The sequence below is a fragment of the Rhizobium grahamii CCGE 502 genome (assembly GCF_000298315.2).
GTDB lineage: Bacteria > Pseudomonadota > Alphaproteobacteria > Rhizobiales > Rhizobiaceae > Rhizobium > Rhizobium grahamii.
In genome coordinates, this window is sequence record NZ_AEYE02000011.1 from 18896 (window position 1) to 40677 (window position 21782).

Sequence of the window (21782 nt, forward strand, 5' to 3'; positions counted from 1 at the left end):
CTCACGCTGCTGGTTCGTATGGGATTTGTATCTCTTGCGCCTTGGTGAGCCACGCCGGAATCGGTAGCCCCTTGGACGTCAGGAAGTCGGGATTGAAGAGCTTCGACTGATAGCGATTGCCGTAGTCGGCAAGGATCGTCACGATGGTGTGGCCGGGACCAAGTTCCCTGGCAAGCCGAACGGCGCCGGCGATGTTGACCGCCGTCGATCCGCCGAGGCACAGACCCTCGTGTTCGACGAGATCGAAAACGTAGGGCAGGGCTTCCGCATCCGAGATGCTGTACGCGAAGTCGGGCGTAAAGCCTTCTAGATTCGCCGTGATTCGACCTTGACCGATTCCTTCGGTGATCGAGGAGCCAGCGGATTTTAGTTCGCCGTTCTTGTAGAATTCATAGAGCGCGGCACCGTCGGGATCGGCAAGGCCGATCTTGACGTCCTTGCTAAATGCCTTGAGGCCGGCCGCGACACCCGCAAGCGTCCCCCCCGAGCCAACCGAGCAGATGAAGCCGTCGACCTTGCCGTTCGTGTCGTTCCAGATTTCGCGGGCCGTTGTTTCGATATGGGCTTGCCGATTGGCGACGTTGTCAAACTGGTTGGCCCAGATCGCGCCGTTCGGGTCCGTCTTGGCCAGTTGTTCGGCAAGCCTTCCGGACACCTTCACATAGTTGTTCGGGTTCCTGTAGGGAACCGCCGGGACCTCGACGAGTTCAGCGCCGAGCAACTTCAGCGCTTCCTTCTTCTCCTGACTCTGAGTCTCCGGGATAACGATGACGGTTCGGTAACCGAGCGCCTTTGCCACCACCGTCAAGCCGATGCCGGTGTTGCCGGCCGTTCCCTCGACGATAACGCCGCCCGGCTTCAGCAGACCCTTCTTCTCGGCGTCGCGAATAATGTAGAGCGCGGCGCGATCCTTCACCGACTGGCCGGGATTGAGAAATTCCGCTTTGCCGAGAATGGTGCAGCCGGTCGCTTCCGACGCACCCTTGAGCTTGATCAAGGGGGTGTTGCCGATTGCCTCTAAAACGGAGGGATGAACGGTCATGGACTCTGCCTCTTTTGAACGCTTAGTTTAGGAACGGTCTTTTCCCTTCACAAGGCTAGGTTGGCAAGAAATGCTATTCCATGCCTTTGAGCGCCGTGACAAAATTAGACTTTCCTTCGGGCCGGAGAAGTCGAGGTACAGCGGGTTGCCACCGTCCTTGTGATCCGAAGGTTGACTTTCAACGTAGGTATTACGACAAAGCATCCCCAAAAACGGAAACCACCGAAGCCTTCATGGTTCACGAGCATATCGACACCGTCGATGCATTGATGGCGCATTATGTCGCCGGATCTCTTCCTGAGCCGGCACGCGTATTGGTGGAATCGCATCTCGAAATGAAGTCCGATCATCGCTGGCTGGTGAGAGATCTTGAATCGCTGAGCGGCGAGGCCCTGGAAGACATTTCGGAGGCTGCGATCAGCGAGCGCGACGCACGGCTCGCCGCTATCTTCGCCTCCGCGCCGCCTGCCGAGGATGCACCGACCGATCTGCAGCCCTCCCGTGGGGGCTTCCCGAGAGCGATTCGTAATTTGGTCGGATATGACGTTGATACGGTGCCGTGGAAGACGAAGCTGCCGGGCTTCAAGGAATACTCCATCGATATCGACGGCTGCGAGGCGAGCCTGATGTGGATCAGGCCGGGGCGGGCACTGCCCTCACACACACACAAGGGAACGGAACTCACCTTGATCTTAGACGGCGCGTTCAATGATGCGCGCGGCCGTTTCGGACCTGGCGATATCTCAATTGCCGACGAGAGCGTTGACCATAGGCCGGTTGCCGAAAAGGAGCGTCCGTGTATCGCGTTCATCGTTCTTGACGCTCCGGTCAAGCTGACTGGGTCTTTCCGGCAGCTCATTGGTGACCTCATCGGCTGAAAGCAGCCACAATGGGGTGATAAAAGGGTTGAAACCGGGAGATGGCGAGGAGCTCCCGTACCTTTTTGACGTTCACAAGAACGGCCCGGAGGAGATGTCATGCAAGCTTTCGTTGCTCGTCCTGAACATGGAATAGCTTGGATATCAGGCGCAAGTTCTGGAATTGGGCGAGCGCTGGCACTGAAGCTTGCGGGAGATGGGTACAAGGTCGCGGTGACGGCTCGCGATCATGAAAAGCTTGCCGAGTTGCAGGCCGAGGCGTCAGACTTTTCCGGCAGCATTATTGTACTCGACGGTGACGTCACTAACGCCGAAGACATGGAGCATGTCCTTGCTTCAATCGAATACGAGCATGGCACGCTCGCGCTCGCCGTCTTCAATGCGGGCGTCAATCTGCCTGTGCATGCGGAGGAGCTGAAGCTCGTTGATTTCGAGAAGAGTTTCGCGGTCAACCTGCAAGGCGTTGTGAACTGCCTTATCCCCGCCGTACGACACATGAAGGCAAAGGGGCAAGGCCAAATCGCCATCGTTTCGTCCGTTTCGGGCTATGGCGGCCTGCCGACGAACGCCGCTTACGGCGCAACGAACGCCGCCTTGATCAATATGGCGGAGAGCCTGAAGTTCGATCTCGACAAGATGGGTATCCGCATACAACTCATCAATCCGGGTTTCGTCGACACCCTGGCGACGAAGGGGAGCGAGTACCCTTTACCGTCGATGATTTCGGTAGATGAAGCCGCCGAGCATATTTCGGCGGGTCTCAAGTCTCAGAGTTTCGAGGTTACCTTTCCGAAGCGCTTCAGCTACATGATGAAGCTCATCAATCTTCTGCCCTACGCTCTGTATTTTCGGCTCATCAATCGCTTTACTGGCTGGCGCGAACGGCCGCTAAAAAAGCGCGGACGTCCGGCCGTGGCGCATCCTGCAGAGTGAGTTGGGCCTAGAGGCAACGACGAGGCGGATGGCGGCCAGACAGGAGGTCATCTGTCGGATCGGACGCCATCCGCTCTCGTCGACTCCGCGCAAAGACGACCTACCGGACGTCTATATTTCCAGCGCGGAAGCCTGCTTCACATCAAAACTCGCAGAGCCCTTTGAAGCGCTCACCACCCCATGGGGCGCAGTCTAACCCGAAACGAAAGTCTCTGACCAGTGACAAATTCGATCCATCGCCCAGGCGGTCGGAAGCGCGCCGGAAGGAAGCGCTGGCCGCCGAGGTGCAGGCCGAAGACCCGTGCAGTGCCGGTGTTTTTGCTTGTTACGGAACAACGGCAGGCTTGGATCTGAAATCTCAGTCCTATGGGCGGATTTTTCCGGGCGCTCGCAAACGAAAGGGCCGGTCAAGCCGGCCCTTTCGGAAAACAGGGTGTGTTAGATCAGTTGTCGTATTCGCGGCAGGCGTCACTAATGGATGCACCGCTCTCACCACCTCGTGTGTCCACTCCCGAATTCGCCTGTGGCATGCCCGGGCAGTCCATTGCCTTGGGCTGCGGCGTGATGCTCTGCGTCGTTGTCGGATCAACCGGCGCGACAACGATCGGATGAGTGCCGTTGTCGCTGCTTGTATAATCGCCCGACTGGGTGCTGGAGCTTGGATTTGTCGAGCCGCCGTTCGTCGGGCCGATTGGATCAGGATTGGATTGGGCAAATGCAGAGGTTGCCAGACCCGCGGCAAAAATTGCCGCCGCTATCATCGGACTACGCATAGGAACTTCCTTTTTGTCGTCGTTTTTCGTCTGGGTGACATGGGCAAAACCCATCGGCAAAAGCATTGTTCCGAAGTTTTTATCCACTAAAGCGCGGATTTTCGGCAGTTGCCCAACCTTGGCGGGCGGGTGCCTGCATCACGCACCATTGATTCCCTTTGATGCGGCGCATCCGTCGATAAGGTCATGGGTGATTTCGGAAAAAGAAAAGAGCGGCTCGAAACTCGAACCGCTCTTGTAAGTGTTCAGCAAATCGCTGAGAAAACTGGCTCCCCGGGCCGGATTCGAACCGGCGACCTGTCGATTAACAGTCGAATGCTCTACCGCTGAGCTACCAGGGATCACCGCTTGCCGCGGCGTGAGTGGCCTAATACAAACGCTTGCCCGATTTGCCAAGCGGTTTTTTCAAAAAAATGACATCCGCTTGTATTTGCTCTGTATAACCCCATCTCCAGTCGATGACTGAAACACATGATACCACGGGAAAAAGAAGCGCCAAGCGCTTTGGCATCGACCACACCACCGGTCGCCTCATTCTGGGCTCCATAAGTATCCCGCTGCCGCAGTCGCGCATTGCCCGACTGACGATTGGGGTGCTGCTGATCTTTGGCGGCGTTTTGGGTTTTTTGCCGGTTCTCGGCTTCTGGATGCTGCCGCTCGGGTTCATCCTGCTGTCGCACGACCTTCATCTCGTACGCCGGATGCGGCGGCGTTTTTCGGTCTGGTGGACGAAGAGGCGTCAATCTTGAAGCGATGAACGAGGGCACTGGAGCCCGGCCTGCATCGAGGAACCTTGGACCGCGCCGGGCGTTATGGAAGTAGGCGTAAGTGTCGTAAGCATACAGGAAATGAGAAGGTGCTGGAATGAAGAAACTTGCGGTATTGGTGTTGGCGATTGCGACAAGCCTGGCTGGCGTCGGTCCGTCTTTTGCAGAGAACTCCGGCGATGAGCACTCAGCTCAAAGCCGCGGTGGTTTCGGAGATTCCGGAGTGCGAAACAGCCGCGGCTTCGATCGCTGCAGCATCTATCGTTGTGGCGGTTACCGCCATGGCGGCTATGGAAATAGGTACTACGGAAACCGCTATCACGATGGCTATTACCGCCATCATGACAACGATGCTGGCGCACTGATTGGCGGACTTGCAGCCGGTGCAATCATCGGTGGTCTGATCGCGTCGCAGCCGCAGGCTGGACCGGTGGGTAATTCGCACGTCGATTGGTGTTACAGCCGCTACCGGTCTTACCGGGCATATGACAACACCTATCAGCCGTATTACGGTCCGCGGCGGCAGTGCTATTCGCCTTACTAGAGGTTGACCACAGAAACCGACGGTGTGACATCGGAAATCCCGGCGGTTTTTCAACAAGCCCCTTGCACTCGATTTCTATTCATTCTAAATGCCCGCCAACGCTTCGGTGACGAGGTGTCGTGAGGCCTCGTGGCGGAGTGGTGACGCAGAGGACTGCAAATCCTTGTACCCCGGTTCAATTCCGGGCGAGGCCTCCAAAAGTTTCTTGAATAAATTCAATGGTTTACGGCGCTCCTCTCGGGGCGCCGTTCTGTTTTCATGTTGCAGCATGTTGCAAAGAAATTCCCCGCATTTCCGGGCTTTTCAAAATGGTCCCGGCAAATCCATGCAACATGATTTGCAACATGATTTTGCAACTTGGTGGGCATCGCTCAACGAGGGGCGGTGGGGCAAAGTTTTCCACAGGGTTGCTTTCAGTCGTCCGCGCCGGTCTTGGAACTTTTCCTTTTTCTGCGGCTTGGGCGGGAGGACTTGTTCCCCGGAATAAACTTATAAAGGCCGAGTTCATCTTCTCGGCCGGCTTTCAAATCCTCGACGACCCTATCGAGTTGCTGATCTCTCTTTTCGTCCGCCTGGGGGTTGGGAACGTGTCGGTATCGCTTAGATCCGCCGTTGCCATCTGGAACAGACCACGTGAGGTGAACGCGGTCTCTCGCCCTTAAGTGACGATCGTTTTCCCTCGGCGGTTGGATACCAAAAATCGTAACCCATTCCCCTCTGAGAAAGCGAATGGCCGATGCGATCACCGGATCGAGCCCCTGATGTCCCTGATCGCGGTCCAAAACACTTAGAATTTTTTTCATTTGGTCGTCAGGTTTCGCCTGGGAACGAATGAAGTTTAGAAGCTCACGATTTTCGCGGCGAATAAGCTCGAGCTTGTGCTCGCGGGAGGCAGCAGCCCTGCCCAACTCCCGCGCCAATTCAAGAATGAGAGGGTGTGGTGGCGGTAGTTTTTATCGATCTGCTGATCCCGTCATCGCTTCAGGCTCCTCGCTCGGTTACTGACCACGGCAACGATGAAGTGCCAGAATGGCCAAAACGGGCCGCATCCGATCTTTCCACATACCCAATTCGAACTAGCCCGGCCGAGCCGTCGACCGACGGGCCTGCATCGTGTATCGGTCAGGAATGACCAGAACAGCAGAACTCAGAGAAGCAATTATCGAACTTGCCCGAGCCAAGGCCGAGCCGGGGCAGCCGGTCAATCTGCTCGACCTGGGGCCGACGCTTGTCGTCGAGAGGAACTACTCGCAGGATGAAGTAGTCAACGCCCTGTTCGGCCTACAGGCGGACGGCGTGATCCAAATGCTCGAAGGCAATCGGATGGTCATCGTCAGATAGAAGATAATCCAGATGTACGGCGCTATGGGAACTTTTCGTGCAACCTAAGTTTATGGAATTTTAAATGTACACGTTTGCGAACTTCACATTTCTTGGCCCGAGGGATTTTAAAGGGACGGTTGATCAGGCGTTAGCCACGGCAATGCTCCTGAACGTTTCTGCATCACCTTGGGGCGCTTCATCGATACGGATTTCCGGCACGCCGTCGAGCGATCCGCGAATTTCGAGTTTCATCGATGCCCTGCAATACGTTCCTTATGACCCCAACCAGCAGGGCGATCTGGCAGATGACATCTAAAGCTGGTGAGGAAACCACAATCAAGACCGCTAAACAGCCGGCAGGGCGGTCGCGTACGATGGTCATAGCCGGCCTGGGAACTGCAGCCTTTCTGATTGGAGCCGGCTTGCTCGGTTGGTTCGCTCATGCCGGGAGTTGTAGCTCACTGGGAACGTACTCGTGCATGACTGCCGCCGACTGGGGGGATTTCATAGGGGGTGTGTTTGCCCCGGTCGCCTTCATCTGGCTTGTCGCAGCAGTATGGATACAATCCCAGGAGCTTTCCGAGCAGAGAGAAGAATTGCGGCTGACGCGTTTGGAGTTCGAAGCGAACCGGGGCGTAATGAAACAGCAGGCAGAAGAGGCGAAGCGACAGGCAGAATACATCGAAGAGCAGACGAAGTTGCTTCGCGAAGAGGCACATTCCCGTAAAAGGGATGAAAACCTGACCTCATTTTCCTCTCTAATCTCGCGCTTTATCGATTTCAGTCGGGAGGTCAGCGACAATGTCGTTTACCGAATTGGCCCGGACACCGACAGTATATTCCAAAGGTACATTTCCGCGGGTGTAACTCAGGAACGTTACATTTCTCAGAACTATAAGCATATGAAGGAGACGCTAAGGCACGTAAATATTGGCGAAATCATAGTGGTCGGTGAGGAATTATTTGAAGAGGCATTCATTTATATTTACAGCGCTGAAGAGATACTAGAAAGTATCCCTTATCACGCTAGGGTGTCTTGGAAACGAAGCAAGCTTCGAGCGCTGATTGACCTATATTGTCAAATTATTGTCCACGGCGTCCAGTTTGAACACCTGCGACACTATGCGTCTGCCCGAGAAACCCGCATGTCACATCTAAGCAGGTAGGCTTTTCTCAATCTCGAAGACGGTACCATTATCTTGAGCCTCACGCAGTCCCTTGTACGAGGCGTGACGCAGCTTTCCGTCATGCGTCCAGGCGCGATAGTCGAACTCGGCGATCAAGGTCGGCTGAACCTATAATTCGATCGAAGACATTGGAACCAAGGCGATCGATGGAGGTTAAAGGGCTAGGAACGCGAGTTTGTCTTTCGCTCGCGCCCCCTTTACACAATCCAACTACAAGCCCCGAGCGACACCGGGGCTTTTTTTGCGATGCGGACGCTCTAGGTCAACTCGTCAACTGTCAATCGCAGGGCGGCTGCAATGGCCTCGATCGCGTGCCCCGCGGGCTCGCCTCCCTCGATCCTCGCCAGTTCCTCGACGCTGATCCCTGCCTTCTCGGCGAGGTCGCGGGCGGTCATGCCGCGATGCTCGCGCCAGACCTTGACGAGATTTTCGCCGTCGATCATCCGGTTCACAAACTCGGCCGGGATGAGTTCTTCCTCGCCCCTGGCCAACCTTTCGTGAAAGGTCCTGACGGCTTCGACATCTGACGCGTCCTCATCCATCCCGGGCTCCATCTTTCCTGCTGCTTCGAAGACGCTGCCAGCACTTATTTTCCGGCAGCCTTCGCCGCGCTTTCAATCCAGGCTGGCAAATTTGTATAGCCGTCATTGTTCACCCAATCATACGAGGGGTAAAGCTGGCTGAGGTCGAACTTCACCCCGTTTCTCGTTGTTGTGAAATAGCTAAGCGGATTTTTGCCCGCGTAGTCAGTTCCGTTCCGAGGGTCCTTCACATTGTGAATTGCGATTGCGATGAGCCCCTTGCCTAATTCGTAGCTGCGCCTGATTTCGTGCAAGACCCAAGGGCGGTCGAAGGTCTCTCGACCGTAAAGAACAACCGTCACCGACGTTCCATTCATTTGCTCTTCAATCCACCTCTCAATGCCCCCTGCTTTTTTCTTGACTTGCTCGAACTCCGCTTTGTCGTAGAAGGGCGTTGCCTCTCCTTTCGAGCGGACTACCCAAGAGTTGCGAACTTGCATGACGCGCATAACGTCGCGCTGATAGTGAAAACTAAAGAAGACCTTGCGTGCCATTTACTTTCCTTCGCGCAATGCGGATACGAGTTTAACAATCGGATCGATCAAATCATTCAGGTCGTCAACAGGCACTTGGATCTGGTCTAGTTGCGCCTTTTGACTGTCTGTCAGGCCAATTAACGCCCTCCCGGACAGGGTTTCCGCCATGTAGCCAGTCGCACCGATCGGTAATGTGATCAGGCCCAACTCCGCCGCGATGTTGAACTCTTTCTCCATCCCATCGGCGTTGACTACGTCAGTGCCCGCTAGTTTGTTTCCGAAAAGAAAGACCGCGATCCCCGCTTTGCCTAATATCTCTCGGCGATACTGCTCCCACACTTGCTGCCGCTGACGGGCATCGGGGATCGCCTGGGGAAAGGGTCTGATTACAAGGTAATCTTCGATATGGCCCGTTCGGGCCTCCATGATCTGCTCAAGCGCGCCCGTGAAAAGCGAATTTCCTACACCCAACCCCAAACCGGTCGCTATCTTCATGTTTTTAGCAACGAGCTTCTTCCCCAATGTCCGCATAAAATTTGTGACGGCCGCTTCGCCCCAAGGCTCGAACGACGCCGCACTTGCGGACACAAATACTGTTTGCCGGCGATAACGACGCTCAAACTCCTGGAGAATTTCAGTGATATCACCGTAGTCGTCTACGAGCACAACCTTCACGTTGAAGCGCTTAAGGTCTTCGATTACTAAGGCTTGGCGAATTTTTGCATGCTCGAACGAGGCTGCATCCTCGGTGCTTAACCGCGTCCGCTTTTTGAATATGGCATAGTGGCGTCTTTGGTTGCTTTCAAAGGTTAAGCGTAGACGGGCTAGCACCTGGTCGAGGTTAGGATCGGTGAAGCTAAATCCAAGAAAGAGGAATGTTTTCGATACCAGGTCCCCTGCGAGCGCATTTATAAATGCACCGCGATCACGGTTGTATCGCTCGTAATCATCTCGCGTGACAATCGCTTCGTCGGGTCGATCAACGTCCCCGTGCATTTTGTAAACAATCGCGTCGCGACGCGGTCGAGTATTTGCAAGTTGCGCCACCGACGTTTTTACGTCGACAATCTTGCCGGCGTCCTTCAGAGCCGTCTCGATCAACTTGTCATAATTAGTGGTCCACCAAGTCACGATTGGTAGGCGTGCGAGAAGGCCGTGGTTCACGGTTGGTGGGTTGTCTGCTGACAAGGCTTCGATCACCGCTCGATGAAGCCGATTTCGATTGTTCCCATTCGCATTGACATGAAATTGAGCTACGGCAACTAAATCCGTCTCTCGATCGATGTCCAGTTCAAGTTCATCGGCAAGCGGGCGAACAAGTTCCCGCCAATCAACAAAGCCGGCCGGGACGGATAGTCCCGCGCCCGCCAATATCGCCGCATTCCCCGCGATCATTTCGCCAAAGTAGTCATCGATAAAGCGGGAAACGTCTCTGTTCACTTCTAGCCACCAGAAATTGAGGAAGGCCAGAAAATAAAACCGACTACGGATCGAGTAAACTCTATCCAGAGGCTAATCCACAGCCGTCGGTACCTATTTGGTAGGTAGCCTTGCCGAACTTGATGCCGGCCAAGTCAGGCGCAATGCGATTTCCTCAATGCTCTCGACATGAAGCCGAAACCGGAGCGGTCGACCGCCCCCCTGGGTACGGAGCGTCATAACTCCACCCCACCAAGCGGCGCCGCTGCAGCCCACTATTTCAGTGTTTTTCAAGGATCGAAAAGCTCATTCCGTTTCCGTTTGGCGACGCTGCATCGTGAGCGTGAATGGAAAAAAGGAATTCTGAAAAACGCTCAAAGGTCGGGCTGCAGCGGCGCCGCTTGGTGGGGTGGGCAAATGATGCTGCGTACCCAGGGGGAGGGTGCCGCCGGCGGGAGCGTCGCCCAGCGATGAAAAGTCCTTCGGCCCAAAGCGGAAGTCAGCAGCTTTTGAATGTGTTAGCACGGGATGCCAAGAGTTTAACCCACTCTTGCCTAACTACCGCCAAGTTGACGACAATCTGGATCTCGCTAGCATCGCTTATAGTGTTCGATTAGCTCAGAGACGGTTCGTAAAATGCTGAATGACGCCTATGCGTTTGCGATTGGGCCATTGCCCATCTTGCTTTCCACCGTTTGCGCATACGTGTATTGCTCCGACATAATCACCAAGAAAAGTGATATTTGGAGGAATATTGCTTCGGCGTTTTTCATCAGTTCATTCTCGGTTTCGATCTTTTTCTACCTTCTCGGAAACATCACGACGCAACATCTGATCGCTTCGCAAATCTTGGCAACGGCACTCTTTTTCATTCTTGTTAAAATTGCATTGGTTTTTCCTGAGAACCCGCCGGAAAGAGTGCTTGTGCAATTCAAACAAAGTCCAGGGCAATTTTTGTCGATTGTGTTGGTGTCGCCCATCGCAATCATTGTCTGTGACTATTTTCTCGCTCACGTCGTCCCAAAGTGCGTTGGTCCGAAATGCTATATTTTCGACTTTCTGTTTGGATATGACCTGATGTTTTCCCGCTACTATGTAGCGGGCCTTGGCGCGTCCATGCTACTGATTTGCGGTGTGATTTCGGTGCGAAATTTCTCCTTACGTCGGTTCGGAGGAGAATAAAGCACAGCGGACGCGATGACTGGTTTTGGCGCAAAGCAGACGCCTCGGCGAACTCCACCCTCAGAATTGGATAGCGATATCGGTCTTCCGTTCAGTGTCGACCGCGCTCGATGCCGGCCATCGTCAGGCCGACGGCGATCTCTCGCAACGCTTCGTCGCGGCGCCGGTAGGCAGTAGGCCGAGCCCAACCGCGACGATCGCAGGCTTGATCGAACGTCATACCCTTTGTCAGCTTCACTCGCACCCAATGTTTCAGGACGCGCGCTGCGCCTGGCTGGTCTTTCAGATAGGTCATCTGCCAGCTGAGGGCACGCTCTAGCTGTGAGACGCGAGTGGGCGACAGCGCCCGCCGCATCGGCCGAAACTCGATCGGGGGCCAGCCGTCGAAGTCAGCGTCGTCGGTGATCATCGCTAGGTTCGGAAGGTTTGATCGAAGCCGGGCGGGGCCAATCGGCCCGGCGGCTCGATTTGCCCATTGGACGGCCTCTAGCAGTTCCTCGCCGACGAGCTTCGGCGTCCAGACATCGTCGAACACTACTTGTATCTCCCGCTCTGGCGAAGGCGTATGGTAGCCGGCGACTGAGGGTCGCAAAATGAAGCGGGCGATGATCGAGGAGCACCTAAAGCAGGCTGAGGCGCATGTTTTGCTCGGAGAGCAGCACATCGCCCAACAGCGAGAGTTGATCTCCCGGATAGGGAAAGGCAGTGAGGACGAATGCGACGCAGTCCATCTTTTGAAAACGTTCCAGGAATTACAGAGGGAACATGTTTCACACCGCGACTGGCTTGCATCGGAATTGCTCCTAAAAGGTGAAGACGAGGACTAGCAGCCGAGGATCAGTTGCAAGCGGGACAGGTAGAACCGTCACGCGATGTCACGGTTTGTCAGGTTTTCAGGCGAATATGTCACGCCGACCTGTCACGCTTCTCGGGAAGAGGCGGCCGGATGGCGATCCGCCAGGGGAGGCCATACCCACCTCTTTCGAGCGAAATATATCCGAGGCCGGAAAGTCGCTCCAAGCTGTTGACCAGTGTCGGAGGATGAACGCCGATCCTCCCGGCGAGTTCGGTCAATGGTTCGTAGAGCGTCCCGGTCTCGTCTGCGGCCTCGGCCAGCACATAGCTGAACCGGAACGCCGAATGTGAAACCCTTGCGTCTCGGCGAATGCGACCGACCCACGTCGATCGAGCCTTCGACTTTACGAATACTGTCTCTCGCTTTGTTTCTTTCAACTTTCCCTCCTGGACAAACGGTCGACCGCAACCGCAACCGGCTTTTCGGTCTTGTGAAAATCATTCAAATCCCGGGCTGCAGCGCACCCGTAGGGCGGGTAGGGAAAATACAGTCCCTACCTAGCCCCCTCGTGGACAGCGAGGCCGAACTTGTCGGCCTCCGATAACTCATCAACCGCCAGCGTTCTTTGCGACGTTCCGCCAATCCATCGCCTTCGCCGCGACATCAAGGCGGGCCTTGATTTCAATGCCGTCGATGTCGAAGCCCACGCGAGTTTCTGTGTAGACGCCGCGATTGCCGTCGAGATAGGCAAGTTCGACGATGTCACCCTGCGCGGCATTCCCGGCCAGAAACCACGACACCTCCGAGCCTCCGGCAACGATGTCGTCGTCCGGTCGATTGATACCATTGTCTAGGCGAGCCTCGGCGAGGACCTGAAGCCGTTGCAAGGCACCCGGCACGACATCGGCCGTCTTCGTGGGCTGGATTTCGGCCACAAACTGTTCTGCTATCGTCTGCAGGGCGACAGGGACGATCAGGAAGGCGGGCGTCAGGCCCAGGACGGTCTTGCCGTCAAGGCCGGTCTGCTTGGCAAACAGAGACCTGCCTTGCGACAGCCCTGTCAGGCCGATCGCAGTCGGGGTCATCAGGTTACCGTGGTCAGCATGGAACAGTGTCTTGCCGTCGCCCATGACCGGGTTTGCCAGGATTTGACCCCAAACCAGATCGCTTTCAAGCTGCGCGGCCTGAACGCCGAACGCCTGCGGGATGCGGGTGAAAGCGTCGAGGTCGTCGTTGACGAGAACCTGACGGGTGATCCCGATGATCCGGCCATAGGTGGCAAGTTTGTAAATCTCCTTGCTTTCGCCGATCGTCCCGCGCTTGAATTCGCCGTGTTCGTTGACCTTGCTCAGTGAGGGCGCTTCGCCAAACTGGGCGCGTGTGATCGGCTTGAAGTCAGACGCCGAAGTTTCGCGAACGAGCGGGCGGAAGGTCTGCGGGGCGGCCGTATAGCCGGCGCGCAGCGTCGTGTTCGCGAGGTTCGCCAGGATGCCCGGGAAGTCCGATGTTGTGTGCATCCCCCCACTACGCTGCGCTAGAGCCTGGCCGGCAAGTTCTTGACGGGTCATGCCGCGGGTGTTGACGCCGTTCGCTTCGAGAACGTCGCGACCGATTTCGAGGAGCGTCAGGCCGCGGAAATTCCGACCGTCAGGGGTCAGTTCGACGCCGGCAGGGTTGGCGCGATGCTGCAGCGCGTTCGTAATCGCCGCTGCGCGCTGCTCTGCATTACCTGGGCCAACATCAACGCGGACGTTGCTGTTGATCCGCGTCTGCTCGTCGATCATCGCCTGTTGGGCGAGGACGATGCCGCGGAAGTCATCGACTGAGGTATCCAGTCGAACATGCTCTTCGCCGAGGTCAGGCAACTTGGCGGCCGTCGCGATAGATCGGATCGTAACAATCCGAGTGTCACGAAGCTCCTCGACCGCGATTTCGTCCACCTTCGCCCTGATCTCCTTCGCGATCTCGGCGTGTGCATCCTCGATTGTGCGGATTGCAGCGGCGTCCATGCCGTCTTTGATTTCCAGGACCTTTTCCTCGGCTCTCTCTCTGAGCCCGGCGAGGTCGGCGCGAAGCACGGCCAGCGCGCTCGCGACATGGGGGGCAAAGTGAACGGCGACATCGCCGAGGCTGCCGATCGCATGGGACGCGGCGGCCGGGACCGCTGCGAATGCCTCGGCCGGGACCCCGACACAGACGACGAGGGCGGCGGCCAGGACCGCAGCGATAGAGAAGAAGGAATGCTGTCTCATTGGAAGGCTCCTTTAAGCTCGGGGCAGCGCGGCGCCCCACCCGGGCGCGCCCGCGACAGGCCGGATTTCGTTTTTCAAGATCGAGAAGACGGGGGCGTAGTAGCCCGCAGGTGCCGGGAATGCGCGGGTTTCGACCGCGGGGATCAAGTCATCCCGACCCGCCTCGATTAGTTTCCCATTGATCTGCTCGACCGCCTTTTCGGCGTCGTGCAGCCTGCCCAGGATGCCGACGATCTCTGTCTGCAGACCGACGAGGCGCTTCTTCAGGTCGTTCGCGACCGCATTGGCCTCGCCCTCGACCTTGTTTCGCTCCGCCGTCAGAGCCTCCACCGCTGCCGCCTGGGCTACCTCGGCGATCCGCTTTTCGAGTTCTGCTTTCGCAGCGATCCCGCGATCCCGTTCGCGGATCGCGATCGTCAATGCCGCCTCGGCTTTGTCGAGCGCCGCTTCGGTTCCGTCGAGAAGCAGCCCTGCGCGAACTCGTTGAGCCCGATCGACTTCCGCCTGCAGGGCTTCAAGGTCGATCGCGTCCAGAGCTTCGCGCAGATCGGAAATGCTCGCGTCCGCGGACCGGAGCGCCTTCCTGATTTGGTCTAGGATGCCCATGAGGGTTTCTCCATGTTGAGCGACCCGGCGATGTACGGGGACGCAATTGCGGTAGCCTCGGCGCCCGATAGGCGGCCGAGGCGTTCCAGTTTGCCCGCGACCGCGCGGATCGCGGAGCGGACGGGATTTCGTGAAAGGATGTCCAGCGTCGTGACCTCCAGGGCGCGGTACTGCGTTAGGAAGGCGTCACCGTACTCCGTGACCAAAGCGCCGATGATTTTACCCAAATCAGACCGGGCCAAATCACCCGCCGCTTGATAGGCAAGCATCTCGCGTTCAAGCTCTTCGAGCGTCGGCCGATGTATTTGATTGAAGAGAATGCCCTCGGCGAACGCGCCCGCTCGGAGCACGACAAGTCGTCTCCAATCCGCTCCATCGGGAAAGGGGACTGAAAGCTGCGCGACGCCGTTCGTGCTGTGCGCCTCGACGCAATCGAATTCCATGCCGAACAACGATCCGACCACGAAATGACCCGCCTCGTGGTGGGCCAATCGGGGACACGGGACGAAGTCGCCGAGTTCCGGCAGGCTCGCAACCTCAGTCATGCGCTCGCACCTCCGATGGGTCGTCGCCTTCGGAAGCGTGCAAATCTGCCCCACCGTCGCGAACGTAGCGTCTCGCCGAACCGAACGCTTTGCCGATGTTGTTGACTTCTTCATGGACTAAGGCTTCAAGTTTTCGCCGCTCGCCCATGTCCCGCGTAAACCTCGCAGGCAAACTCAACATGGCGTCGCGAAACTTCGCTGCGGCGAACTCGATCGCGTAGATCGCGTCATCAAGCGGGATGACGGATCGCTGTTTCTCGGCGAGGCGCAATTCGATTTCGGCCGTCTTCGCGTCCTGCATTCGCGACTGCGCCGCGACCTTCGACCCCTTCCGTTCCTCGTCCTTCAGGAATTTGATGTAACCCTGAATAACGTCGTCATGCTCGTAGTGACCGCGAACCGATGGCTTGATGTAGGACAGTTTGACAAGCTGCCGCAGGCGCTCGTCGGAAACCATCAGAAGCCTTGCAGCCTCCGAAACCGGGGTCATGCTTTTTGCGGAACAGGTGGTCATTTCAGCCCCCTTTTTGGGGCTGGCGAACCCAACCCAAGTGGAAAAACGAAATTTCTGAAGTCATGCGATGACTGGGGTGCAGCGGCGCCGCTCCCCCGCCTGGGCGAATATCGGTCCCTACCCAGGGGGACCATGTACGGCGTCCCGTTGCGCTCGACGTTGCGCGGACCATCATGCCCGGCCTCCCTTCGCGGGGAAGGCAACGACCTTGGTCTCGCTGCCTGCCTGGTCGATTTGTGGCGCCCGCAGGCCCGCGACGATGGCGGCATGACCATGGCCTTCCTCGATCAGCTTCAAGGCCTCGTGCTCGCGCCCTCTGCAGGCGGGATCACTAAGAACCGTGCGAGTGAACCGCAGAGCGTCGAGGGCACCGGCTTCGAAAGCGAGGGACCAGACCGCCGATAGCTCGCCTTCATCCGTTGATGTGATGCCGAGCCTTTGCACGGAACTAGAGACGCCCCTCCGGACCCATGGGTTCAGGGTTGCTCGGTCAGTCGCTTGCGGGTCAGCGGTCCCTAGAATTCGGGCGAGAATGCCGGGAAAAGTTTCGCCCATCAGCTGCGCGCCCCGCTGCTGATGTGTAGGCCGCGGAGCCATTCCCGTTCGAATTCGTTGAAGATGTGCCTAGAAATCGACTTCGCAACTTCGGCCGGATCGTTGACACCCTGGACGACTATGTCGCCGAAGTTAAACGTCATCCCGCCGCCTGCCTTGCTAACTGGCGTGATCGTCCCCGCGCTTCTCGGCGTGAAGATTTCCGCTTCGTTCTCGCCGACGAGGAATGACCCGCCCGACCAAACGTTGCCGCCCGTCGCGCGATGGCCCGAGGGGGCAGCAGAGGGTGCATTCGTATTAGCGGCCGGTGGCGGCGTCGCGGTCGGGCTGTCGCCGCCTAGACCGATCCAGCCCGAAACTCTCGCCTTGACCGAGGCGACCGCGGCTGAAGCGCCGTCGGCAATTGCATTGCCGATCCGGTTGCCGATATCGGCCGCCCAGGCGACGAGCCCGGAAAAGGCCGATTTGATTGCATCGATCATTCGGACCGCCGCATCATGGCCAGCGTTCTCCCACTGGGCCTTCTGTTCGTCGGAAAGAACCTCCCGCTGGAAGAAACTGCCGATCCACTCGCCGAAGGCCGAGAGGGCTTCTTTAGCCCGACCCCATCCGGCCGCGATCGCGTCGCCGATCGGGGCAAGCGCCTGAAGGATTGGCCGGGCCACTTCGATCGCGGGCGTCAGAACTTCGCCGATCGCCCGGCCGACACCTGACATGACCGACGAAACGCGATCCCAATATTTCCAGAGCAACGCGCCCGCGCCTGCGACGGCAGCAACTGCCGCCCCTACGGCGAGCCATACAGGGGCGGAAACGGTCGCCAGGGCGCCGCCTATGGCCGTTAGTGCCCCGGATATCATCGAGACACCCGGGACGGCGAAGAGCATCCCACGAAGGGCGGTTCCCATCGCCTGTAGGCCGGTTAGCTTCTGACCTGACATAGCTCCGAGGGCGGTCTGCAGCGAAACGGCGGCTCGGGCGGCAGTCGTCGCCCCGATGGCTGCCCGGCCGATCGAATTGAAGCCGATCGAGAGCATCGAAAGGGCGCCACCCCGACCGAGAAGGCCGACGAAGGTCAAGCCGGTCGTTGCGACCTTGAAGGCGATCAAGGCGCCGGCCGCTTTGACGGCGGCTGCCGCTAGTTCGGGATTGGCTGATGTCCAGCGTTCAATGCCGGCGAGGGTCGGAGTGATCGTGTCAAGCAAGCTGTTGACCGCTGGCACCAATGAAGTGCCGATCGAAATCTTCAGGTTCTCGATGCTTGCCATGAAGCGCTTCGTCGCGCCGGCCGCCGTCTTCTGCCTCCGAATGAAATCGCGGTCGGCAACGCCCGACGCCTTCATCGCGTCGGCGCGAACCTGTCGATATTCCTCCATGTTTTGGATGAGGGCGCGCATACCCTGCTGAACCTGGGCATCCTGAAAAAGATCGCCGAGTTTGCTGAGGTCGCCCCCGAGGGCTTTATTCGTAATATTGGCGATGGCCTCGATCGGGGTCTGACCTTCTTTCGCAGCCTTTGCCATTTCCTTGCGGAGGTCGACGCCCGCTTCTTTGAACGCCTTGACCGTCTGCGGCGCATAGACCTTCTGAAGGACGTTCCCGAGGTTCGTCGCGGCGCTGGCGCTGTCGCCTGCGCCCTTGCGGACGATCTGCAGTGCTGCCGCCAGGTCGGCGACGGCGCCCGTTCCCTTTTGGCCGAGGCCTTGGTAAGCCGCCCCGAGCGCTGGAAAATATTGCGCCATGTCTTTCAGTTCGAACGCGCCGTCTTTGCCGGCCTGCGCCATGGCGTCGATCGCGGTTCCGATCTGGTCGGCGGGAACCTTGAGGTTGTCGACGGCGGCCCAGGCGGCGGCGGAAAGGTCTTCGGTCGCTGCCCGGTAGGCGAAAGCGGCCTTCGAGATAGGCGAGGCGGCGGCGAGCGCAACGTCTTCTGAGGCGCCTCGGCCCATCAGACTATCGACGGCCTGCGCAACGTCCATGGCCGCCTGATTGGTTTCGCGTCCAATCTGCTTCATCCGCTCGCCGAGCGCACCAAGGCGTTCCTGCGGAATGTCGGCCTTTTGGCCGATGTCTTCCAGGGCGGTTTCGAAATCGCCCGCCGCCGATAGAGGCGCGCCGATCGCCGCCTTAAGGGCATAGAACCCGCCGATCGCATCGACCATCCGGCCCCGGGTTTGATCTAGGGCACGGTTGTTTCGCTCGATCGCGGCGCCGAGGCGGGCACCAAGCCCGCCCGATGCGCCGTTAGCTGCTTTGTTAAGACCGAGGAGCGACTTTCCGACACCGCGGGCCGGGCCGGTGACTTGGTCGAGAAGGCGGACGACTAAGGTCGAAGTGAGTGATCCGGCCATTTTAGCCCCTTTGCAATTTGGCGATCCGCTTCGCCTGCGCATACATCCGCAGAAGAAGACCGATCGGGGTTCGGCGGCATTCGATGAAAGACGTGCTCAGGATCGCAGCAACGGTTGCGATGATTTGATCGCCGTCCTGCCGCCAAACGCGGCCGAGGGCAGCGATCAGGGAGAAGCGCTCGTCTCTGGTTCTCCCGTAACTAAAGGGACCAAGGCGTTCGCGGCCCCTTTGATGTCACGTTGATTGAACTTGCGAATGGTCTCGACGGGGACGCCAGAGAGGGCGCTGATCAGGCCCATAGTCTGGCGAACGCTTGGCGTTTTGCCTTCCTCGATGCCTAGCTCGTCGATGGCTTCGAGGGCTTCACCGTTCGGTTCGCTGAATGTCAGCGTCGTCAGGTCGCCGACCGGGAAAATGAGGGGGTAGGTAATCGTCGCCCAGGCAGGCAGGCTGGAACTGTCCATCGCGTTCTTCCCTTGTTGGTGCCGGCTCCGATCCCAGAATGAAGAAAAGGGATCGGAGCGGCTGCCGGTTGCGACCGCCGGGGTTCGGTTAATTCCCCGGCACAACAAGAAAAATTTACACAAAAACGCTAGGAAAATCAGTCAGTTAATTTCTTGAGTTTCTTGAATTCGGCTCTTTCAGGCGCATTATGGCGACCCGGTCAATCCAGATCGTCGTTCCGTCATCACGAACGCCAAGCGTCGGGTTCTTTTCGAACCGCGCGTACACTGCAGCCAAAGAGCATTTCATGATCGGGGCGGCTTCCTTGGGTCGTAGCCAGCGCGAACGACCATCAGGTAATCTCTCTTCGCGATCGAAGCCGAACGGAAGCGGATCATTGGGGATCAGGGGCATTTGGATGCCCCCGATCTTTCTCAGGGCCTTGGCGGCCTGCCAGAGCAGGGCCGCTAGTTCCGGGGGCTGGTCCTCAGCCATGGCGTCGAGTAACGCCGCTCGGTCGGCTGGGCCGAGCTTATCAAGGTCGACGATCCCCTTCATGATCCGGTTGCCTTTCTAGGGGCGCGAAGCGGGCCGACAGCCCGCGCGAGCGCACCGGGACGACTGGACGCGATCGCTAGGGGCTGAACGATCCGTTCCCTAAGAGAAAGGAAGGCTTCAGCGATGGCCATTCCGACTTCTGCGCTGGTTCCGTTGGCTTTTGGAAGGTCGCGGCCCGAAGGTGGTGCGGCGTTTTCCTCCCCCTGCTCATCGCGTTTGGAAGCGCGGGTCTGGGGCGGCTTGGAGCCGCTTGCCCGCTTCTCAGATGAACGCGATTTGTTGTTGTTCAAACCGTTGGGCCTAGGATCCTTCTTATCCGTGGCCGAACCGTCTGAACACTTCTTCTTCGCCCTGGCCATTCGGACCCGAGCAGCATCGTATGACAGTCCACCATGCGCCTTCGCATAAGCCTCAATTTCATCGCGTTTAACCCTCTCGTCAGCGCGGCGCTGTTCAAGCGTCCGTGCACCCGTCGTCTCTCGGTTTAGATGGTACTTATCTTGCTTGGCCCGGTTTCGACGATCCCTCTTCAGGGCGTCATAGCTCTCAGATGTAGAACCCGCCGGGGCGATCATCGTAAGTTTTAGTTCCCACCACTCATCTTCGGTGACGCCCATTGCATCGCCCATCTCGATGCTGGTCATCGACCTGGTACAGGCCGCAAACTCTGCAATCTCTTCTCGGCTGAAGTTCGGGAACAGCTTTAGTGCGAACTCGACGCACGGCTCCACCACCTGATCAAATTCCCACTTGAGGCCGGACAGGAGGCAGCGGATGTAAGGCGTGGCGACATCACGCGGCATATCTTTGTCCGCGCCGCCTGCATGGCGCTCGATGATGTCGATCGTGTTGTTGATCCTGGCCTTGGCCTTCCGGGCGTTCTCACGGCGATCCTTGGCATCCCGCACTTCAGCATCCGCGACCTTTACAGCGAGTTTCGCGCACTTAAGTGCGTCCGAGGTCTGCTCAACCCGAGACTTCGCTTCTATGTGAACTTGGTTACGCATGGTGCCGCATCTCCTCTCGCGAGATGATGCAAGCGGAAGCCTCTTTATAGAGCGCGACGCGGGCGTCGATGTAGCGCAGCGCCTCATCAACGTCCTGATAAGCTATCGACCGCGTCAGGCCGTAGCGAATATTGTTCGACAGGATACCTACGCGGAACTCACTGCGGACGCGCTCTCGCTTATTCACAGGTGCGGCGAATATTTCGACTGCGGCTCGCTCAAGCAACGCGCGCTGACGGAATACAGATGGCGACAACAGACTGATGCTCATTTACCTTCTCTCCCGCACACACTGCAGCGCAGCTTCCGCCCGGCCCACGAGGCCGGAAGCGGAATGGTGGCGGAGTGCCCACAGGTGCATTTAATCGTCCGGGTTATCCTCGCCTCGGCCGCTTGAAGTTCGGCTCGAAGGGCAGCCTTCCCGGGCCGCACCTTCGTGGTTGACCTAAAAGTCGAAAGGCCGCTTTCAGAAGCGGCCTCCGAACCCTGTCGATTGACCCGGCCTCGATCGCGAACCGTGGTCCAATTGATCCTCGTCATGCTGCCTCTCCCATGAAAAAGCGTTGAAGCAGCCGGCGATCGACGACCCATCGGCCGCCAATCTTGCGGGCGGGCGCAAGGTCGCCGTTTTCTAGCAAGTGGAAGGTTGCGCGCTTCGTCTTTCCAATCGCCTTGGCGATGGCCTCTGCGCCCCAAATCAAGTCAAAGCTTTCCGTTTTCTCAGTCATGGCGAACCTCGCCGATAATCGCTTCGATACGGGTGACAATCGCTCGGGCTTCGGAAGAGGAGCGGGGATATAGTCCGATGGCCAGAGCCTGCAGATGGCGATCGATTGCAGCGACCACGGTGTCGGCGAAGTCTTCGACGCTTTCGCGTGTCATGTGGTTTGCCAGGCAAGAGGTAGTGTGGGCCGTTACGCGGATAGACAGAAGCATATCTGCGATGGTGGCCGCATCAGCGACAGAGAGCGAATTTGCGATCGCTACGGATGTTGCTTTCGATTGCAGCATGGTATGGATTGAGGAAGTCATCTTGGGCCTTCTGGGG

Annotated in this window: 29 protein-coding genes, 2 tRNA genes and 1 pseudogene; 10 read left to right on the forward strand and 22 right to left on the reverse strand. The window is 57.9% G+C overall.

Features of this window, described 5'->3' with window-relative positions:
• Position 1 precedes the first annotated feature (1 nt).
• Positions 2 to 1042 (reverse strand): cysteine synthase A, encoded by a 1041-nt coding sequence (locus RGCCGE502_RS08310; protein WP_016553709.1) that lies wholly within the window; start codon positions 1040 to 1042, stop codon positions 2 to 4.
• Between the two features lie 233 nt (positions 1043 to 1275).
• Between RGCCGE502_RS08310 and RGCCGE502_RS08315 the strand changes: the two genes are divergently transcribed.
• Both RGCCGE502_RS08315 and RGCCGE502_RS08320 read left to right on the forward strand, forming a co-directional pair.
• Positions 1276 to 1920 (forward strand): ChrR family anti-sigma-E factor, encoded by a 645-nt coding sequence (locus RGCCGE502_RS08315; RefSeq protein ID WP_016553710.1) that lies wholly within the window; start codon positions 1276 to 1278, stop codon positions 1918 to 1920.
• A gap of 99 nt (positions 1921 to 2019) precedes the next feature.
• Complete coding sequence (locus tag RGCCGE502_RS08320; protein ID WP_016553711.1) at positions 2020 to 2853, forward strand: SDR family NAD(P)-dependent oxidoreductase; 834 nt, start codon at positions 2020 to 2022, stop codon at positions 2851 to 2853.
• A 443-nt stretch (positions 2854 to 3296) separates the two neighbouring features.
• On the opposite strand, the gene RGCCGE502_RS08325 is transcribed toward RGCCGE502_RS08320, so the two are convergent.
• The gene (locus tag RGCCGE502_RS08325) at positions 3297 to 3626 is read right to left on the reverse strand and encodes a hypothetical protein (RefSeq protein ID WP_040674309.1); all 330 of its coding nucleotides are present in this window, start codon (positions 3624 to 3626) and stop codon (positions 3297 to 3299) included.
• Positions 3627 to 3892: 266 nt separating this feature from the next.
• Positions 3893 to 3967 (reverse strand) — tRNA-Asn (locus tag RGCCGE502_RS08330).
• Positions 3968 to 4084: 117 nt separating this feature from the next.
• Here RGCCGE502_RS08330 and RGCCGE502_RS37870 point away from each other — a divergent pair.
• From RGCCGE502_RS37870 to RGCCGE502_RS08345, 3 genes are all read left to right on the forward strand, one after another.
• Positions 4085 to 4375, forward strand: a complete 291-nt coding sequence (locus RGCCGE502_RS37870; RefSeq protein ID WP_016553713.1) for a hypothetical protein — start codon at positions 4085 to 4087, stop codon at positions 4373 to 4375.
• 115 nt (positions 4376 to 4490) lie between these two features.
• Positions 4491 to 4937 (forward strand): BA14K family protein, encoded by a 447-nt coding sequence (locus tag RGCCGE502_RS08340; protein ID WP_016553714.1) that lies wholly within the window; start codon positions 4491 to 4493, stop codon positions 4935 to 4937.
• A 123-nt stretch (positions 4938 to 5060) separates the two neighbouring features.
• Positions 5061 to 5134 (forward strand) — tRNA-Cys (locus RGCCGE502_RS08345).
• A gap of 216 nt (positions 5135 to 5350) precedes the next feature.
• Here the strand turns inward: RGCCGE502_RS08345 and RGCCGE502_RS08350 are convergent.
• A complete protein-coding gene (locus RGCCGE502_RS08350; protein WP_016553715.1) occupies positions 5351 to 5845 on the reverse strand; it encodes a hypothetical protein in 495 nt (164 codons plus the stop codon).
• A gap of 220 nt (positions 5846 to 6065) precedes the next feature.
• On the opposite strand from RGCCGE502_RS08350, the gene RGCCGE502_RS08355 reads away from it, so the two are divergent.
• From RGCCGE502_RS08355 to RGCCGE502_RS08360, 3 genes are all read left to right on the forward strand, one after another.
• Positions 6066 to 6278 (forward strand): hypothetical protein, encoded by a 213-nt coding sequence (locus tag RGCCGE502_RS08355; protein ID WP_016553716.1) that lies wholly within the window; start codon positions 6066 to 6068, stop codon positions 6276 to 6278.
• Between the two features lie 64 nt (positions 6279 to 6342).
• A complete protein-coding gene (locus RGCCGE502_RS36515) occupies positions 6343 to 6576 on the forward strand; it encodes a hypothetical protein (protein ID WP_019279785.1) in 234 nt (77 codons plus the stop codon).
• Between the two features lie 163 nt (positions 6577 to 6739).
• Complete coding sequence (locus RGCCGE502_RS08360) at positions 6740 to 7426, forward strand: hypothetical protein (RefSeq protein WP_141652304.1); 687 nt, start codon at positions 6740 to 6742, stop codon at positions 7424 to 7426.
• Here the strand turns inward: RGCCGE502_RS08360 and RGCCGE502_RS38890 are convergent.
• The 4 genes and pseudogenes from RGCCGE502_RS38890 to RGCCGE502_RS08375 form a co-directional block, all read right to left on the reverse strand.
• Positions 7415 to 7555: pseudogene (locus RGCCGE502_RS38890) on the reverse strand (ATP dependent DNA ligase); the annotation flags it as partial. The gene RGCCGE502_RS08360 and the pseudogene RGCCGE502_RS38890 overlap by 12 nt on opposite strands.
• Positions 7556 to 7704: 149 nt before the next feature.
• Positions 7705 to 7989: a helix-turn-helix domain-containing protein gene (locus RGCCGE502_RS08365; RefSeq protein WP_016553718.1), complete on the reverse strand. Its 285-nt coding sequence runs from the start codon at positions 7987 to 7989 to the stop codon at positions 7705 to 7707.
• 44 nt (positions 7990 to 8033) lie between these two features.
• Positions 8034 to 8522, reverse strand: coding sequence for a TIR domain-containing protein (locus tag RGCCGE502_RS08370; protein WP_016553719.1), 489 nt, complete (start codon positions 8520 to 8522; stop codon positions 8034 to 8036).
• Entirely contained in the window at positions 8523 to 9944 is a 1422-nt protein-coding gene (locus RGCCGE502_RS08375) for an SIR2 family protein (RefSeq protein ID WP_016553720.1), read from the reverse strand.
• A gap of 615 nt (positions 9945 to 10559) precedes the next feature.
• Here RGCCGE502_RS08375 and RGCCGE502_RS08380 point away from each other — a divergent pair.
• Positions 10560 to 11105 carry a hypothetical protein gene (locus RGCCGE502_RS08380; protein ID WP_016553721.1) on the forward strand — a complete coding sequence of 182 codons (546 nt, stop codon included), beginning with the start codon at positions 10560 to 10562 and terminating at the stop codon, positions 11103 to 11105.
• Positions 11106 to 11196: 91 nt separating this feature from the next.
• Here RGCCGE502_RS08380 and RGCCGE502_RS08385 read toward each other — a convergent pair whose 3' ends face one another.
• A complete protein-coding gene (locus RGCCGE502_RS08385) occupies positions 11197 to 11640 on the reverse strand; it encodes a hypothetical protein (protein ID WP_016553722.1) in 444 nt (147 codons plus the stop codon).
• Between the two features lie 58 nt (positions 11641 to 11698).
• Here RGCCGE502_RS08385 and RGCCGE502_RS08390 point away from each other — a divergent pair, with 58 nt between their 5' ends.
• Positions 11699 to 11932, forward strand: coding sequence for a hypothetical protein (locus tag RGCCGE502_RS08390; protein WP_016553723.1), 234 nt, complete (start codon positions 11699 to 11701; stop codon positions 11930 to 11932).
• A gap of 79 nt (positions 11933 to 12011) precedes the next feature.
• Here the strand turns inward: RGCCGE502_RS08390 and RGCCGE502_RS08395 are convergent, their stop codons facing one another.
• From RGCCGE502_RS08395 to RGCCGE502_RS08455, 13 genes are all read right to left on the reverse strand, one after another.
• Positions 12012 to 12338, reverse strand: coding sequence for a helix-turn-helix domain-containing protein (locus RGCCGE502_RS08395; protein ID WP_016553724.1), 327 nt, complete (start codon positions 12336 to 12338; stop codon positions 12012 to 12014).
• Between the two features lie 171 nt (positions 12339 to 12509).
• Complete coding sequence (locus RGCCGE502_RS08400) at positions 12510 to 14153, reverse strand: phage major capsid protein (RefSeq protein WP_016553725.1); 1644 nt, start codon at positions 14151 to 14153, stop codon at positions 12510 to 12512.
• Positions 14154 to 14165: 12 nt separating this feature from the next.
• The gene (locus RGCCGE502_RS08405; protein WP_016553726.1) at positions 14166 to 14759 is read right to left on the reverse strand and encodes a hypothetical protein; all 594 of its coding nucleotides are present in this window, start codon (positions 14757 to 14759) and stop codon (positions 14166 to 14168) included.
• Complete coding sequence (locus RGCCGE502_RS08410; protein ID WP_016553727.1) at positions 14747 to 15304, reverse strand: hypothetical protein; 558 nt, start codon at positions 15302 to 15304, stop codon at positions 14747 to 14749. The genes RGCCGE502_RS08405 and RGCCGE502_RS08410 overlap by 13 nt, the downstream gene beginning before the upstream one ends.
• On the reverse strand, positions 15297 to 15818 hold the full coding sequence (locus RGCCGE502_RS08415; protein WP_016553728.1) for a hypothetical protein: 522 nt from the start codon (positions 15816 to 15818) through the stop codon (positions 15297 to 15299). Before RGCCGE502_RS08415 ends, RGCCGE502_RS08410 begins: the two co-directional genes overlap by 8 nt.
• Positions 15819 to 15989: 171 nt before the next feature.
• Positions 15990 to 16373 carry a hypothetical protein gene (locus RGCCGE502_RS08420; RefSeq protein ID WP_141652305.1) on the reverse strand — a complete coding sequence of 128 codons (384 nt, stop codon included), beginning with the start codon at positions 16371 to 16373 and terminating at the stop codon, positions 15990 to 15992.
• Positions 16373 to 18724, reverse strand: coding sequence for a phage tail tape measure protein (locus RGCCGE502_RS08425; protein ID WP_016553729.1), 2352 nt, complete (start codon positions 18722 to 18724; stop codon positions 16373 to 16375). Before RGCCGE502_RS08425 ends, RGCCGE502_RS08420 begins: the two co-directional genes overlap by 1 nt.
• A 165-nt stretch (positions 18725 to 18889) precedes the next feature.
• The gene (locus RGCCGE502_RS08430) at positions 18890 to 19189 is read right to left on the reverse strand and encodes a phage tail assembly protein (RefSeq protein ID WP_016553730.1); all 300 of its coding nucleotides are present in this window, start codon (positions 19187 to 19189) and stop codon (positions 18890 to 18892) included.
• A 145-nt stretch (positions 19190 to 19334) separates the two neighbouring features.
• Positions 19335 to 19727, reverse strand: a complete 393-nt coding sequence (locus tag RGCCGE502_RS08435) for a hypothetical protein (RefSeq protein ID WP_016553731.1) — start codon at positions 19725 to 19727, stop codon at positions 19335 to 19337.
• On the reverse strand, positions 19724 to 20734 hold the full coding sequence (locus RGCCGE502_RS08440) for a hypothetical protein (protein WP_016553732.1): 1011 nt from the start codon (positions 20732 to 20734) through the stop codon (positions 19724 to 19726). Before RGCCGE502_RS08440 ends, RGCCGE502_RS08435 begins: the two co-directional genes overlap by 4 nt.
• Positions 20727 to 21005, reverse strand: coding sequence for a hypothetical protein (locus tag RGCCGE502_RS08445; RefSeq protein ID WP_016553733.1), 279 nt, complete (start codon positions 21003 to 21005; stop codon positions 20727 to 20729). The genes RGCCGE502_RS08440 and RGCCGE502_RS08445 overlap by 8 nt, the downstream gene beginning before the upstream one ends.
• A 265-nt stretch (positions 21006 to 21270) precedes the next feature.
• Positions 21271 to 21462 (reverse strand): hypothetical protein, encoded by a 192-nt coding sequence (locus RGCCGE502_RS08450; RefSeq protein ID WP_016553734.1) that lies wholly within the window; start codon positions 21460 to 21462, stop codon positions 21271 to 21273.
• Positions 21455 to 21766: a hypothetical protein gene (locus RGCCGE502_RS08455; protein ID WP_016553735.1), complete on the reverse strand. Its 312-nt coding sequence runs from the start codon at positions 21764 to 21766 to the stop codon at positions 21455 to 21457. The genes RGCCGE502_RS08450 and RGCCGE502_RS08455 overlap by 8 nt, the downstream gene beginning before the upstream one ends.
• Positions 21767 to 21782 lie beyond the last annotated feature (16 nt).

Excerpts from the sequence above, each read along its gene's own strand:
- RGCCGE502_RS08310 (WP_016553709.1), bottom strand. The coding sequence starts at position 1,042 with ATGACCGTTCATCCCTCCGTTTTAGAGGCAATCGGCAACACCCCCTTG.
- RGCCGE502_RS08315 (WP_016553710.1), top strand. The coding sequence starts at position 1,276 with ATGGTTCACGAGCATATCGACACCGTCGATGCATTGATGGCGCATTAT.
- RGCCGE502_RS08320 (WP_016553711.1), top strand. The coding sequence starts at position 2,020 with ATGCAAGCTTTCGTTGCTCGTCCTGAACATGGAATAGCTTGGATATCA.
- RGCCGE502_RS08325 (WP_040674309.1), bottom strand. The coding sequence starts at position 3,626 with ATGCGTAGTCCGATGATAGCGGCGGCAATTTTTGCCGCGGGTCTGGCA.
- RGCCGE502_RS37870 (WP_016553713.1), top strand. The coding sequence starts at position 4,085 with ATGACTGAAACACATGATACCACGGGAAAAAGAAGCGCCAAGCGCTTT.
- RGCCGE502_RS08340 (WP_016553714.1), top strand. The coding sequence starts at position 4,491 with ATGAAGAAACTTGCGGTATTGGTGTTGGCGATTGCGACAAGCCTGGCT.
- RGCCGE502_RS08355 (WP_016553716.1), top strand. The coding sequence starts at position 6,066 with ATGACCAGAACAGCAGAACTCAGAGAAGCAATTATCGAACTTGCCCGA.
- RGCCGE502_RS36515 (WP_019279785.1), top strand. The coding sequence starts at position 6,343 with ATGTACACGTTTGCGAACTTCACATTTCTTGGCCCGAGGGATTTTAAA.
- RGCCGE502_RS08360 (WP_141652304.1), top strand. The coding sequence starts at position 6,740 with ATGACTGCCGCCGACTGGGGGGATTTCATAGGGGGTGTGTTTGCCCCG.
- RGCCGE502_RS08365 (WP_016553718.1), bottom strand. The coding sequence starts at position 7,989 with ATGGATGAGGACGCGTCAGATGTCGAAGCCGTCAGGACCTTTCACGAA.
- RGCCGE502_RS08370 (WP_016553719.1), bottom strand. The coding sequence starts at position 8,522 with ATGGCACGCAAGGTCTTCTTTAGTTTTCACTATCAGCGCGACGTTATG.
- RGCCGE502_RS08380 (WP_016553721.1), top strand. The coding sequence starts at position 10,560 with ATGCTGAATGACGCCTATGCGTTTGCGATTGGGCCATTGCCCATCTTG.
- RGCCGE502_RS08390 (WP_016553723.1), top strand. The coding sequence starts at position 11,699 with ATGAAGCGGGCGATGATCGAGGAGCACCTAAAGCAGGCTGAGGCGCAT.
- RGCCGE502_RS08400 (WP_016553725.1), bottom strand. The coding sequence starts at position 14,153 with ATGAGACAGCATTCCTTCTTCTCTATCGCTGCGGTCCTGGCCGCCGCC.
- RGCCGE502_RS08405 (WP_016553726.1), bottom strand. The coding sequence starts at position 14,759 with ATGGGCATCCTAGACCAAATCAGGAAGGCGCTCCGGTCCGCGGACGCG.
- RGCCGE502_RS08410 (WP_016553727.1), bottom strand. The coding sequence starts at position 15,304 with ATGACTGAGGTTGCGAGCCTGCCGGAACTCGGCGACTTCGTCCCGTGT.
- RGCCGE502_RS08415 (WP_016553728.1), bottom strand. The coding sequence starts at position 15,818 with ATGACCACCTGTTCCGCAAAAAGCATGACCCCGGTTTCGGAGGCTGCA.
- RGCCGE502_RS08420 (WP_141652305.1), bottom strand. The coding sequence starts at position 16,373 with ATGGGCGAAACTTTTCCCGGCATTCTCGCCCGAATTCTAGGGACCGCT.
- RGCCGE502_RS08425 (WP_016553729.1), bottom strand. The coding sequence starts at position 18,724 with ATGGCCGGATCACTCACTTCGACCTTAGTCGTCCGCCTTCTCGACCAA.
- RGCCGE502_RS08430 (WP_016553730.1), bottom strand. The coding sequence starts at position 19,189 with ATGGACAGTTCCAGCCTGCCTGCCTGGGCGACGATTACCTACCCCCTC.
- RGCCGE502_RS08435 (WP_016553731.1), bottom strand. The coding sequence starts at position 19,727 with ATGAAGGGGATCGTCGACCTTGATAAGCTCGGCCCAGCCGACCGAGCG.
- RGCCGE502_RS08440 (WP_016553732.1), bottom strand. The coding sequence starts at position 20,734 with ATGCGTAACCAAGTTCACATAGAAGCGAAGTCTCGGGTTGAGCAGACC.
- RGCCGE502_RS08445 (WP_016553733.1), bottom strand. The coding sequence starts at position 21,005 with ATGAGCATCAGTCTGTTGTCGCCATCTGTATTCCGTCAGCGCGCGTTG.
- RGCCGE502_RS08450 (WP_016553734.1), bottom strand. The coding sequence starts at position 21,462 with ATGACTGAGAAAACGGAAAGCTTTGACTTGATTTGGGGCGCAGAGGCC.
- RGCCGE502_RS08455 (WP_016553735.1), bottom strand. The coding sequence starts at position 21,766 with ATGACTTCCTCAATCCATACCATGCTGCAATCGAAAGCAACATCCGTA.